Genomic DNA, 13,449 nt, shown 5'->3' on the forward strand with positions numbered 1-13,449 from the left:
ACCCGAGCTGCTATCGCATCAGCACCATTTTCCGCGTGGCCACGAAGTCGCCGGCTTTGAGTCGGTAGAAGTAGACGCCTGATGGCGATGCGCTGCCGTCGTCGGCTCTGCCGTTCCACGCTTCACTGTATTCTCCGGGCTCGCGCCAGCCGTTGACAAGAATACGCACAAGTGAGCCGGTCACATCGAATACCTGAAGGCTCACTTTTCCCGCTCTTGGTACGTCATAGCCAATCGTGCACAGCGGATTGAACGGATTGGGATAGCTCTGGTGGGCGCGGTACGCAGTCGGTACTGCGCCGACACGCACTTCAACCGGTCCGTAGCTTTCTTCCCAGGATGAACCCACTAACACAATCCTGTACCAATAGGTCTTGCCCGGTTGGACCGAGCAATCGGTGCAAGAGAACTTAAATCCCGAGCTCATCGATATCGGCAGGTCCAGCGTCAAGAATTCTCCCTCGAGCGACTCGGAACGCTCTATGCGGAAGCTCGAGGTCACAGCCTCCACCGCCATCTGCCACGAGAGTGTGACATGACCCTGTTCCGCTGTTGCCGAGGCTGAGGCGAAGGCTATGTCTACCGGCCCATTCCAAGCGTTACCCCAGATACGGTAAGAACCATAAGTTGGAGCCGGCGTAAATGACTGGTAGGAGATCATCATGCCGGAGGAAGTCCCGCTAGCCAGAGCGGGACGGAGCTGGTCATAGGCCCCTGCGGAAATGGCGAAGCCTGCCGGGTCGAGGACAGTCCCCGCAGGAAGCACGCGCGCGCCGTAGATCTCATAGCCGGAGCCACTGCCGCTGTAGTAGTCTTCCCACACCACAAGATAGTTTGTCTCATCAAAAGCTATCGCAGGTCGGCGTTGGTCGTTCGTTCCAGTAGCGATCCCTATACCGGCGGTATCAAGTACACTACCGCCCGCACTCACCCGCGCACCGTAGATGTCATGGAATGGATAGGACTCAGTCACGTTGCGCCGATCGTCCCACACCACAAGATAGTCTGTCCCATCAGAAGCTACCGCAGGCAAGTACTGAATGTGCGCTGCAGTTGAGATGGCTATGCCATCCGGATCGAGCACACTACCATCCATACCCACTCGTGCACCGTAGATGTCAGAGTACCCGCTACTGCGATTGTCCTCCCACACCACAAGATAGTTTGTCCCATCAAAAGCTATCGCGGGGCACCACTTCTCGTACGCTCCAGTCGAGATCGCGATGCCGCCGGGATCAAGCACACTACCGTCCACGCTCACTCGCGCACCGTAGATGTCCGGGTAAACAGGATCGTCCCAGCCGCTGTAGTAGTTGCGCCAGTCCTCCCACACCACGAGACAGTTTGTCCCATCAAAAGCTACTGCAGGATTGAACTGATAGTTCGTTGCAGTCGAAATGGCTATGCCACCCGGGTCAAGCACACTACCATCCGTGCCTACTCGTGCACCGTAGATGTCAGAGTACGTGCCACTGCGATAGTCATGCCACACCACAAGGTAGCTTGTCCCATCAAAAGCTACTGCAGGCCCGCGCTCAGTCCTCGCTCCAGTTGAGATGGCTATGCCACCCGGATCAAGCACACTTCCACCCCCACTCACCCGTGCACCATAGATGTCATACGAGCGACCACGATTGTCCTCCCACACCACAAGAAAGTCTGTCCCATCAGAAGCTATCGCAGGGTAGAACTGATTGTTCGCTGCAGTCGAGATCGCTATACCGGCCGCGTCAAGCACACTACCACCCGCACTCATGCGCGTGCCGTAGATGTCTCTCGAGCCACTGCGATAGTCATGCCACACCACAAGAAAATTTGTCCCATCAAAGGCTATCGCAGGGCTGAACTGATCGCCCGGTGATGTTGCGACGGCTATCCCTCCGGGATCAAGCACACTACCATCCGTACTCACTCGCGCACCGTAGCTGTCCCAGGACGTGCGACTGCGGTCGTCCATCCACACCACAAGATAGTTTGTCCCGTCAAAAGCTATTGCAGGGTACAACTGATCCATCGCAGCAGTTGAGATCGCTATATCGGCCGTGTCAAGCACACTACCACCTGCACTCACGCGCACACCGTAGACGTCATAGTACGGGCCATTACGAGAGTCATGCCACACCACAAGAAAGTTTGTCCCATCAAATGCTATCCTAGGGCGGAACTGATTCAACGCTGCAGTTGAGATCGCGACGCCACCCGGATCAAGCACGCTGCCGCCCGCACTCACGCGCGCCCCGTAGATGTCAGAATACGTGCCGCTGCGACCATCCTCCCACACCACAAGAAAGTCTGTCCCATCAAAAGCTATCGCTGGGAACTCCTGACTGTTCGCTGCAGTAGAGATCGCTATGCTACCCGGATCAAGCACACTACCATTCGTACTCACCCGCGCACCGTAGATGTCATAACCGGAGCCGCTGCCGTAGTCCATCCACACTACAAGACAGTTTGTCCCATCAAAACCTATCGCAGGGTTGTATTGATTGGTCGTTCCTGTTGCGACGGCTATCCCTCCGGGATCAAGCACACTACCACCTACACTCACACGCGCACCGTAGATGTCCCAGGACGAGCGACTGCGGTTGTCCATCCACACCACAAGATAGTTTGTCCCATCAAAAGCTACTGCAGGGTTCAACTGATCGATCGGTGCGGTCGAGATCGCTATACCGGTCGTGTCAAGCACGCTACCACCTGCACTCACTCGTGCCCCGTAGATGTCGGAATACGTGCCGCTGCGATCGTCCTCCCACACCACAAGATAGTTTGTCCCATCAAAAGCTACTGCAGGGTAGCACTGATCATTCGCTGCAGGCCCATACATGGGCTCTCCACGGCCGATGAGAAAGGGCGACCCAACCTCATCAGCACTCGCAAGACGACCCGCGGCCTGGGACTTCCCGTCAACAGACAAAGGCAGAGCACCGCGGACAGGTGCACCCGCAAAGCTCTCGCCACCGTAATCAAAGTAGTCGCGCTCGTAGTGAACATCACCATGTAGGACCGCTGATGAGTCGCGATCCAATTCACTCACACTGTGCCTCCCCCCCACGCGCACCCTATTCCTCTCCACCATCCGCACTACATCCATCGGATCCATACTACCGGGAAGCTGCACTGTACCCCCATCGCGCTTTTCGGATAAGGTCGGGGCCGGTTCAGTTGCCGACGCTGCCCCTTCGGCAGTCACCCACAGAACTGAGACAACCAAGAACAACATCCCAGCTACAACTGCGCTGAGGAAGAGTGAACACAAGCTAGTCTTTGCTCTAACCATTGCCATACGCTACCTCTTCAGACCTTAATACGGAAGCCGGCGTGCGAATTACCCCTCGAGTTGCTTTCGCCTGATGCAGCAGTGACTATATCACGAAAGTACCGTCAACTCAAGCGAAAACCTTCTGCTTGCTAGAGCCGTTGATGTATACCAGAGTGTGGGCTCTTGGCTGACTGCCGCGTCGTCGCATGGGCGCCGAACCCTCTATTTCCTCGCTTGATCAAGCGCGATCCCGATCGCGACGCCCATGGCTATGCCTATGGCTATACCGGCTCCCATGTTGTCCATGGCGGCGCCGAGCGCAACTCCGATGGCTACACCTGCGCCAATGAAAGCCCCGCCACGCACCTTCCTCGAACGCTTCGCAACTGGCTTCTCCCTGTCATCTGCACTCATCAGGGTTTCCTTCTGACTCTCCGCGATGCCCAACTCCTTTAAACAGGGCGAGCGCGAGGCTTCGGCCAGTCTGTCAGTGCCACGAGTGTAAACAGCGTTCCCACCACCGTGCACCACGTTCACAGCCGACGAGCGCGCTTAATGCAACAGCACCATCTTCCGCGTGGCCACGAAGTCGCCCGCCTGGAAGCGGTAGAGATAGACGCCGGAGGGCAGTGCGCTGCCGTCGTCTCCTCTGCCATCCCAGATCTCGCTGCACCCGCCGGGCTCACGCCAGCCGTCAACGAGAGTGCGCACAATAGAGCCGTTCACATCAAACACCTTCAAGTTCACTCTACCTGCCCGAGGCAACTCGTACCGGATCGTACACACAGGATTGAACGGATTGGGATAGTTCTGATAAGCGCGATACGTGGCTGGAACTGCCTCGACGCGCACCTCATTCGTAAGATTCTCTATCGAAAAAGAGACCCCTCCTCTATTGTGATCAAAACAATCTTGGTGGTCTGGAGTAAGTAGCACAACATAGTCATTCACACTCAAAGGAATATCAACAAAAAGACCTATTCCTATTGCTTCTGCCGTCGCATATGTACTTTGATAGATTGGGTCTCCAACTCCATAATCGGAGCCAACCGGTCTCCATTTTCCGGGATTTGCCGAGTCCGCTTCATATGTAACAGGGCGATTCTTGTAAACTTGAACAAACGTTCTCCAGCCTTGATCGTCAGGACTTCCTTCAGGCCAGGGTGACCATGCACCTGCCGTGATTGTAAACCGATAATTGCCCGAAGAAGAAGCAGAGTAACTTACTCCGTATCCTGCAGTTGACGGCACATATAACTCGCCGGCAGAAGCAATTAGTGCCGCAGCACACAATAGAAGAAAACAAGAAACTATCAGGCCCGCCGACACGATCGTTGCTTCACAATTGCGAACTCTTATCATAATCTCGTCCCGCCTTTCCGGGGTCTTAGTGTCCTTACCGAAAAATCGCCACTATCTGCTCCGGCGCAAACAGATAGTATATCATGGAAACACCGCCAACGCAATGGAAAAGCGTCAGTTACGCCTCTCCCTTACAGACAATAATGGGCCTGACGTCTGTCAGGCCACTCAAAGCGGGCAATCCCCAAGTGCTCAAGTCCCTGGATCTTCAGCATTCTTCATGGCCTCGCCCGGCCTCATCTTGCATTAGCGCTCTTCACACATTAGAATGCCCGTGACAGTCTAACGCTGTTGAGGTCCAAGGCCAGGACGCTTCACACCTTGAAGCGACACGTGACTTCCATATGATCGGTAGGACAATCTCTCACTACAGAATCCTCGAAAGGCTCGGCGAAGGCGGGATGGGCGTCGTCTACAAAGCCGAAGACATCAAGCTAAGACGGATTGTTGCGCTCAAGTTTCTCCCTCCTGAACTTACTCGCAACCTCGAAGCCAAAGAGCGCTTTGTTCGAGAGGCACAGGCCGCCTCGGCACTCGATCATATCAACATCTGCACAATCTATGAAATCGACGAGACCGAGAACGGCGAGATGTTCATATCAATGGCCTGCTACAAAGGCGAGACTCTCAAACAGAAGATCGAGAAAGGATGGCTCGAACCAGGGGAGGCCATCCGGATTGCAATGCAGATCGGGCAAGGTCTGGCTAAGGCCCACGAGCAAGGCATCGTGCATCGAGACATAAAACCTGCCAACCTATTCATTACGGACGATGGATACGTGAAGATAGTAGACTTCGGGTTGGCAAAGCTGGCTGGCCAGACGGGTTTGACCAGAACCGACAAGCGCGCCGGCACCGCGGCGTACATGTCTCCCGAGCAGGTGAGGGGACAGGCGACAGATCATCGAACGGATATCTGGTCCCTGGGAGTTACGCTTTATGAGATGCTGGCCGGGCAGTTGCCCTTCAGGGGCGAGTACGAGATGTCGGTCATGTATTCAATTCTCAATGAAAGCCCGCAGCCCGTATCGGTATTGCGTTCCGGAATCCCGGCCGGATTGGAGCAGATCGTCAGCAGGGCCATGCTCAAGAATCCGGCTGAACGTTATCAGAGCGCGGGAGACCTCATCGCCGACCTCGCGAGTCCCGAAAAGGACATGGGAACCGCAACCTCTATTGAAACGGCCGCACTATCAAAGCCTCGGTCCTCAGTAGCCGTACTGCCCTTTGCGAATCTGAGCGCAGACCCCGAGCAAGAGTACTTCTGTGACGGCATGGCGGAAAACATGATCAACGCTCTCACGCAGGTGCGGGATCTGCGTGTGGTAGCCAGAACGTCGGCTTTTTCATTCAGAGGAAAAGAGACAGACGTGCGAGAGATCGGGAGGAAACTCAACGTGGAGTCTCTTCTCGAGGGCAGCGTGCAGAAAGCGGGTAACCGGTTGCGCATCACGGTGCAACTTGTGAACGTGGCGGACGGCTATCATCTGTGGTCTGAGAAATACGACCGCAATCTGGAAGATGTTTTTGCTATCCAGGATGAGATCTCACAGGCGATAGTGGACAAGCTGAAGGTCCGAGTCCCAGGAGTCGACAAGGCGAAACTCAGGAAGCGCTATACGGAGGACCCGGAGGCGTACAATCTGTATTTGAAGGGCCGTTGGTTCAGCGAGAAATACACGGAAGAAGGATTCAACAAGGCCGTCGAGTATTTTCGGTTGGCAATAGAGAAAGACCCTCACTTTGCCCTCGCCGTTGCGGGTTTGTCCGACGCTTACGTTGGGTTTGGGCTTATTGGCTGCTTGCCCAAGGAAGTCGCGTATGGCAAGGCAAAAGTAGAAGCAGAGAAGGCGATAGAAATGGATGATGCGCTCGCCGAGGCTCATCTGGCGTTGGCGAACATCAGACTATGGTTCGATTGGGATCTGACGGCTGCCGAGCGTGAGTTCAAGCGAGCCTGGGCTCTCAACCCTTCCAACGCGGAGGTTATCCATCAGAACGCACATATGCTGGTGTACCTGGGACATTCCGAAGAAGCAGTAATGCATATGAAACAGGCAGTGAAGCTTGAACCTCTCTCGATTCTCATGAACGCCTGTCTGGGACAGATTCTATACTTGGCGCGCAGGTACGACGAGGCGATAGAGCAGCTCGAGAAGACAATCGAGATGGACCCCAACTTTTACAGTCCCTACATCTGGCTCGCGTTCACCTACGCGCTGAAAGGGATGTACGAACAAGCCACGGAAACAGTTCGAGGACTCACTACCTCCCGACCGGGTGGCAAGGCCGCGAGGGCAACTCTCGGATATATCTGTTCAGTCTCGGGCAGGACTGGCGAGGCGAAGGATATATGTGATGAGTTGAAGGAGCTCTCCAAAAAGGAAACCGTGACTCCGTACTACCTAGCCCGGATCTACGCAGGTCTGGGAGAGAGCGAGCATTCTATTGAGTGCTTGAACAAGTGCTACGAAGAGCGTGATGCTTCGCTCGCCTTTCTTAAGACGGATCCTGTTTGGGACAACCTGCGTCATGATACAGGCTTTGTGGATCTGATAAAGAAGATGGGCTTTGAGGCATGATTGCGAGCGGGAGGCCTCATACGTGCCAGGCGACACCACGCCAAGGAAACACCGCCGGAACCCGGGCGCGGTACACCCTGTATTCCTCGCCAAACACCTCCAACAGCAACTTCTCCTCAACCCGCACGCGAATGATGGTACCGGCACCGTAGAAGGCAATCGCAATAGCCAGCGCCCACCACGAACTGAGCACGAGCCCCGAGGCGATCAACATGCCACCCATCCCAGCGTAGATCGGATGACGCACCCAGGCATAGGGCCCGGTCGTCACAAGCTTGTGGGCCTCTATGACCCGCGCGCCCACGGCCCATTGCCGGCCGAGCGTTCGGACTGCCCCGGCCGCGAACCCGATCGAGAGGCACATCAGGGCTACAACCAGAACGGTGAGCACGAGATCCAGCGCGGACGCACTTTCGGCGAGCATGCCGCGATTCGGGCGCTGGATCGCGAAGGCGAGCGCGAAGGCGACGCCTTGGAGGAGAAACGCGAGGCGTTTCCCTCGGGCTTTGCCGACGGCCACGCTTCGCCCTCGTGCGCGGGGACGGTACCGCACGAAGAGCACGGCGAAGCCCAACCAACCCGCCACTATGGCGAACTGGCTTATTGTGCTACTGCTCAGTGACGGCATCGCGCCCTCCTCGGACCGCATTTGGTACGGCGTTCACCTAACATGTAGTATACAGAAATATGTGACATATTACCCTGACCGACCCCTGCAGTACATTACGGTTTCATTCCCAAAATGTTTCGTCTTGATTGCCTCATGTGATCGGGGCTAGAGCAGTCTTCACTTGCTTTATGGCTGGATGCGCTGCGGCGCGTTGCTGTCTTCTTCGCCATCTTTGCCTTTCTCAATATGTTCAAGAATTTTCAAGATGAGTTCATTTTGGTGGTCAAGATGCATGAGTATGACCTCAATTTCCTTTTCCGCTCTAACGTTCACTTCAAAATCAGACTCTGCTCTCTTTTCCGCATGACGGCCTTGAAGATTTTGACCAACCATGATTAAGGGCATCAGAAACAGCTGAATCATGTTGGAGATAAAGAGCCATAGAACGAATGCAGGAAAAGGATCGATCCGCAAATCTTTTGGCGCAAGAGTATTCCAAGCAAGCCATGATAGTGTCCAGATAAATATGATTAAGAAAAACCCCATTGAGCCGACATGGTCTGTAACACTGACAGCGGCCTTTTCCAATCCACTAAGACTTTCTTTGTGCACAATATTTGCATTATGTATTGGCTTGCGTAACTTTCTCAATTCTTCACGAGCTATCAGACGCTCTCTTTCGTCCATCTCCCCTCCATCTTGCGAGGTTGTTCAGGCAATAGAGTGTTCGCGGTTTGAATCAGAAATCCATTTCTCAGTTTTGAAACATGAACGACACCAGTCTGGGTAGCTTGTCTTGATCTTCTTCGTGCCACCACTCCTTCAGACTCTGGAGCGTCAACCCACTGGCCTCGGCGACGTTTAGGAAATCGGAGATGTGATGTATGAACGCCTGAATCTCAGTCGTTCCTCCGTCGCGCCGAAAACTGGCCTTGGTCCCTTGATATTGCCTGAAGGGATGTAGCTCACAAACGAAGAAGCATCCTCCGGCAACCAAAGACCGAAATGCTTCAGAATAGATGAAAGATAGATTCTCTATGTGCTCGAGCACGAGACTGCAGACAACCAGATCGGCAGACGCGTCTTCACACGGCCAGCGCGTTGTGATGTCTGCCATTGCAAAAGTCACATTCTCTGCCTGCACCTTCCTTTTGGCCCGGTCGATCATGCCTTCTGAAAAGTCGAGGGCACGAACTTTCTCGGCGATTTGCGCAAGAAAGATAGTGTTATTCCCTGTTCCGCAGCCAATCTCAAGGATTGATTTGCAGTGGAGATTTGCCAGACTGTTCCTGGTGACAACCTGACTAAGATCGCGCGTAAGGTTGCGATCAGAGTCATACGTTACCGACCAATTGGTGTAAGCATCTTGGATGTTCATATCGGCTCCAGAAAATCAGATACGAGCGCTCATTTGATAGCAGCCTTTATCTCCGCGTTCAAAGGTGTTCATCGAAGAACTTGGTCACAGTCTTATAGAAATGTGTCTGCACGCTTTTCCCGCTGAGACTGTGCTTGCTGCCGGGATAAGTCATCGTTTCAAAGAGAATGCCTCTGTCCTGCAACACCTTGAAGAGCCTGCAGCTATTCAAGAAAAGCACGTTGTCATCGGCCATGCCATGAATGATCATCAGCTCTCCATCGAGACCCTCGATATATTTCAGCGCGCTGCTCTTCTCGTAGCCTTCCGCGTTTTCTTGCGGCCTTGCGAGATAGCGCTCCGTATAGTGCGTATCGTAAAGCAGCCAGTCAGTGACCGGAGACGCAGAAACTCCCGCTTTGAAGACGCGAGGGGCTTTCATCATCGAAAGCAACGCCATGTATCCGCCATAGCTGTGGCCGAAAATGCCGATTCTGTTCGGATCCACATAGGCCAGGCTCTTGAGAAAGTTGGTGCCCTCGATCTGATCTTCCACTTCCACGTTCCCGAGGCCGCGATAGATCGCGTCTTCGAAAGCCTTGCCTCGGTTTCCCGAGCCTCGGTTGTCCAACGCAAACACGACGTATCCGTGCTGTGCCATATACTGCACCCAGAGTCCTTTGCGTTCTCCCCAGGACTTCATCACAATCTGGAACAGTGGTCCTCCATAAACGTCAACAATCGCCGGATATTTCTTGCCGGGATCAAACGGAACGGGCTTCGTAATGCTGTAATAGAGAAGAGAGCCGTCCACCGCTGTCAGAGTTCCAAATTCCGGTGAAGAATGAGAGCCGACATAAGGATAATACGGGTGAGAGCCATCCAGCTTGTTGGCCTCAAGGAACGCGATGACCGTTCCATCCATTCGCCGCAGGCTAACCTGAGGTGGTGTATCGGGATTGGAAAATCGATCGACGAAGAATTCGCACTTGTCGCCACCCTCAACGTCGTGCCAACCCTCAGCGCTCGTGATTTGCCTTGTCTGCCCGACGGCGTTTGTGGACAAGGAAGTGCAATAGAGGTGCTTCTCGAGGGGGCCCTTGACAAAACCTTCAAAGTACACCCTGCGATTTTTCTCGTCAACGCGCGCCAGCTTACGTACGACCCAATTGCCGGCGGTCAGCGGGCGCACCAGCTTTCCATCAAGATCGTAAAGATAGAGGTGTTTGTAACCGGTACGCTCTGACGACCAGATGAACATGGACTTCTTCTTGAAAAAGGTCAGGTCGTCGTGCAGATTTATCCACGTCTTACTGGATTCCGTCAGTACCACGCGCGTTTGTCCTGTGGAGATGTCGCCAAACATCAAGTCCAAGACCTTCTGATCTCGGCTTTGTCGTTGGATCGCCACGTGTTTGTTGTCCGGCAGCCAATCGACCCGTGCGACATAGATATCTGTGTTGTTTCCCAGGTCCATCCACGTTAGGTCCCCGTTCGCGACGCTCATCACACCCAGCTTGATAATGACGTTCGGTGTGCCGGTCCTTGGATAACGTTCATCGACAACTTTGAACGTGTCCGCATAGATCTCGTAGCGCTGCATCACGTCAACAAGATTCTCGTTGGTCTGGGTAAAGGCAATGTTCTTTTCGTCGTCAGACCACCAGTAACCCGTGTAACGGTCCATTTCCTCCTGTGCGATGAATTCTGCCACTCCGTTCTTGATCAACCCCGTGCCGTCGAAGGTAAGCTGCCTCTCTTTCCCGCTGGTGAGATCAATGATGAAGATGTTCTGCTCGCGAATGAAGGACACGTAGCGTCCTTTTGGAGAGAAACGAGCGTCTGCTTCGAATTCCGGCGTCTGGGTGAGTCGTCTTATCGCGCGACCACGCGGTTGTGTCAAATCGTAGCGGTAAATGTCGCCGTCGAGGCCAAAGAGCAGGGCCTGACCATCGACTGACCAGGAGTACTCGACAATGCCTGTCGCAAAGACACGTTTGCGCTCTCGCCTCGCCTTTTCGTCGTCCGATAAGGTCTCGGCGCCTCCAGTAATCGAGTCGCAGTCTACGATCAAGCTGGTTCTGTTGCCCGCGAGGCTATAGACCCAGAGATCAAATCGTTCAGAATCCCCGTCTCTATTCCTTAGAAACGCAACTCGGCTACAATCAGGTGAAATCTTGATCTCGCGAAGGCGTGGCCCGTTTAGATCAGGGTCACTGCAGACGCGCTCGAGGGTCAGCTCGCTCGCATGACCCATCGAATTCACCAGAACACACAACAGACAAGATAGAGTGAAGACTAGCGACGACGTTGTTCTCATCCCTGACCCCCAAGATTTCCTTACGACGAAGGAGTAACCACGCTCGTGCTGGTGCATACGGACAGAATCTATCACAAAGAGATACGGAACGCACGGCCCGCATAATCCTGTCTTCATCCTTTGCCTCCTGAGTAACCTCACGACCTCCACAGTGCTATAATGACAGACGATCTGGGAAACGACAGACGGTCTCGGAGCTGAGGACTGGTTTCCAAGAATGGGAGAACGGCGATGGCAAGAATAGCAGAGGACGTCACACAACTCATCGGAAAGACCCCGCTGGTTAGACTCGGTAGAATCGGGGACGGACTGCGCGCCGACATAGTCGCAAAGCTCGAGGCGTTCAACCCGGGCTCCAGTGTGAAGGACAGAATCGGCCTGAACATGATCGAGGCGGCGGAACGCAAGGGACTCATTCGCGAGGACACCATCATTCTCGAACCCACGAGCGGCAACACCGGAATCGCTCTAGCGTTGGTGTGCGCTGCAAGGGGCTACAAGGCGATCTTGATCATGCCCGATACGATGAGCGTGGAGAGACGAAAGCTGCTAAAGATCTTTGGCGCGGAGCTGATACTCACGCCGGGGGCCGAGGGGATGCCCGGCGCAGTCAGGAAGGCCGAGGAACTTGCCGCCTCAAATCCGAGATACTTCATGCCGCAGCAGTTCCGCAACCCGTCAAATCCCGAAATCCATCGCAAGACCACGGCCGTGGAAATATGGGACGACACCGGTGGCAAGGTGGACATTCTCGTGTCCGGCGTTGGGACAGGCGGTACGATCACAGGTGTGGCAGAGGTAATCAAGTCTCGCAAGCCCGCGTTCAAGGCGATAGCAGTCGAACCGATCGATTCTCCGGTGCTCTCGGGCGGCAAACCCGGGCCGCACAAGATTCAAGGTATAGGAGCCGGGTTCGTCCCGGAGGTGCTTCGCATGGACCTGGTGGACGAGGTGATCAAGGTGAGTCACCAGGACGCCGGTGTCGCGGCGAGAAGGCTCGCTCGAGAAGAGGGAATACTGGCGGGCATCTCCTCCGGCGCGGCCCTGTGGGCAGCCCTCGACGTGGCGAAGAGACCTGAGAGCGAGGGCAAGATGATCGTTGTGATGCTCCCCGACACGGGAGAGCGTTACTTGAGCACATGGCTATTCGAGGAATAGGCGACCGCTACTTTATCAGTCTTCTCTTCATTAGCTTGATGCCGGAGTAGAAGGCAACGACTTCCAGCAGAACGAGGTACAGGAAGTCGCCTGCCAGACCCGAAGAGAGCTCACCCGAAAAGGCAGTGCGGGAAATGTTGACCGCATGCGTGAGGGGAAGAAACTTGGCCAGCACCTTCACCCACTCGGGGAATCTGTCGAGCGGGAAGAAGACTCCGGAGAAGAACAGCATCGGAGTGATGATCAATTCCGTGTAGTAGTTGAAGAAGTCGAAGTTCGGTGCGAACGCCGTCACGATCATTGCGAGCGACCCGAACAGGACACCGATGAATACCATGAAAAGAAGGAGAAGCAGCGCGTTGAGTATCGACGCAGGAAATACCCGCATCAACATCGCTATGACCAGCATCAGAGAACCACTGATCAATCCTCTGAAGGCTCCCCAGGCTATTTCTCCGGCCACCGCATCCTCGGCGGACACGGGCGTCGCTATCATGGAGACGTACAGCTTCTGATGGACCATCTTGACGAAGGTGTAGTACAGGCACTCGAAGGTCGACGAGAGCATCACGGAAGACACCAGAATGCCCGGGACGAGAAAATTCAGATAAGGCTTTCCGCCGAGATGTCCCAAGTACGCACCCAGACCAACGCCGAAGGTCACGAGATAGAAGAGCGGCTGCCCGAGACTGACCACGAAGGTGGGCAGAATGAACCTCTTGTACGAAATGAGGTTTCGGAAGAAAACGTAGTATATTCTATACGAGAGATTCATCGTGCACTCGCGCATTACGTGAC

The 13,449-nt window shown here is 54.5% G+C and carries 10 protein-coding genes; 2 read left to right on the forward strand and 8 right to left on the reverse strand.

The genetic code is table 11. From position 1 onward, the window contains the following. Window positions 1-10 precede the first annotated feature (10 nt). The 3 genes from NTX17_07690 to NTX17_07700 form a co-directional block, all read right to left on the reverse strand. A complete protein-coding gene (locus NTX17_07690) occupies window positions 11-3,286 on the reverse strand; it encodes a T9SS type A sorting domain-containing protein (protein MCX5801250.1) in 3,276 nt (1,091 codons plus the stop codon). A 198-nt stretch (window positions 3,287-3,484) separates the two neighbouring features. After that, a complete protein-coding gene (locus NTX17_07695) occupies window positions 3,485-3,676 on the reverse strand; it encodes a hypothetical protein (GenBank protein MCX5801251.1) in 192 nt (63 codons plus the stop codon). A gap of 138 nt (window positions 3,677-3,814) precedes the next feature. Then, window positions 3,815-4,624, reverse strand: a complete 810-nt coding sequence (locus NTX17_07700; protein ID MCX5801252.1) for a hypothetical protein — start codon at window positions 4,622-4,624, stop codon at window positions 3,815-3,817. A 344-nt stretch (window positions 4,625-4,968) separates the two neighbouring features. Between NTX17_07700 and NTX17_07705 the strand changes: the two genes are divergently transcribed. Then, window positions 4,969-7,206, forward strand: a complete 2,238-nt coding sequence (locus NTX17_07705) for a protein kinase (protein ID MCX5801253.1) — start codon at window positions 4,969-4,971, stop codon at window positions 7,204-7,206. Window positions 7,207-7,222: 16 nt separating this feature from the next. Here the strand turns inward: NTX17_07705 and NTX17_07710 are convergent, their stop codons facing one another. The 4 genes from NTX17_07710 to NTX17_07725 form a co-directional block, all read right to left on the reverse strand. Beyond that, on the reverse strand, window positions 7,223-7,726 hold the full coding sequence (locus NTX17_07710) for an isoprenylcysteine carboxylmethyltransferase family protein (protein MCX5801254.1): 504 nt from the start codon (window positions 7,724-7,726) through the stop codon (window positions 7,223-7,225). A gap of 276 nt (window positions 7,727-8,002) precedes the next feature. Further along, window positions 8,003-8,503 (reverse strand): DUF1003 domain-containing protein, encoded by a 501-nt coding sequence (locus NTX17_07715; GenBank protein ID MCX5801255.1) that lies wholly within the window; start codon window positions 8,501-8,503, stop codon window positions 8,003-8,005. Window positions 8,504-8,570: 67 nt separating this feature from the next. Next, a complete protein-coding gene (locus tag NTX17_07720) occupies window positions 8,571-9,194 on the reverse strand; it encodes a class I SAM-dependent methyltransferase (GenBank protein ID MCX5801256.1) in 624 nt (207 codons plus the stop codon). Window positions 9,195-9,252: 58 nt separating this feature from the next. Further along, window positions 9,253-11,610 carry a S9 family peptidase gene (locus NTX17_07725; GenBank protein ID MCX5801257.1) on the reverse strand — a complete coding sequence of 786 codons (2,358 nt, stop codon included), beginning with the start codon at window positions 11,608-11,610 and terminating at the stop codon, window positions 9,253-9,255. Window positions 11,611-11,724: 114 nt separating this feature from the next. On the opposite strand from NTX17_07725, the gene cysK reads away from it, so the two are divergent. Then, on the forward strand, window positions 11,725-12,651 hold the full coding sequence (gene cysK / locus NTX17_07730; GenBank protein ID MCX5801258.1) for a cysteine synthase A: 927 nt from the start codon (window positions 11,725-11,727) through the stop codon (window positions 12,649-12,651). 7 nt (window positions 12,652-12,658) lie between these two features. On the opposite strand, the gene NTX17_07735 is transcribed toward cysK, so the two are convergent. Continuing rightward, window positions 12,659-13,426: an ABC transporter permease gene (locus tag NTX17_07735; protein MCX5801259.1), complete on the reverse strand. Its 768-nt coding sequence runs from the start codon at window positions 13,424-13,426 to the stop codon at window positions 12,659-12,661. Window positions 13,427-13,449 lie beyond the last annotated feature (23 nt).

It is taken from the genome of Candidatus Eisenbacteria bacterium (assembly GCA_026388185.1).
GTDB lineage: Bacteria > Eisenbacteria > RBG-16-71-46 > JAFGJU01 > JAFGJU01 > JAPLKG01.

Coding starts and splice junctions, on each gene's coding strand:
- NTX17_07690 (MCX5801250.1), bottom strand. CDS start 3,286: ATGGCAATGGTTAGAGCAAAGACTAGCTTGTGTTCACTCTTCCTCAGC.
- NTX17_07695 (MCX5801251.1), bottom strand. CDS start 3,676: ATGAGTGCAGATGACAGGGAGAAGCCAGTTGCGAAGCGTTCGAGGAAG.
- NTX17_07700 (MCX5801252.1), bottom strand. CDS start 4,624: ATGATAAGAGTTCGCAATTGTGAAGCAACGATCGTGTCGGCGGGCCTG.
- NTX17_07705 (MCX5801253.1), top strand. CDS start 4,969: ATGATCGGTAGGACAATCTCTCACTACAGAATCCTCGAAAGGCTCGGC.
- NTX17_07715 (MCX5801255.1), bottom strand. CDS start 8,503: ATGGACGAAAGAGAGCGTCTGATAGCTCGTGAAGAATTGAGAAAGTTA.
- NTX17_07720 (MCX5801256.1), bottom strand. CDS start 9,194: ATGAACATCCAAGATGCTTACACCAATTGGTCGGTAACGTATGACTCT.
- NTX17_07725 (MCX5801257.1), bottom strand. CDS start 11,610: ATGAAGACAGGATTATGCGGGCCGTGCGTTCCGTATCTCTTTGTGATA.
- cysK (MCX5801258.1), top strand. CDS start 11,725: ATGGCAAGAATAGCAGAGGACGTCACACAACTCATCGGAAAGACCCCG.
- NTX17_07735 (MCX5801259.1), bottom strand. CDS start 13,426: ATGAATCTCTCGTATAGAATATACTACGTTTTCTTCCGAAACCTCATT.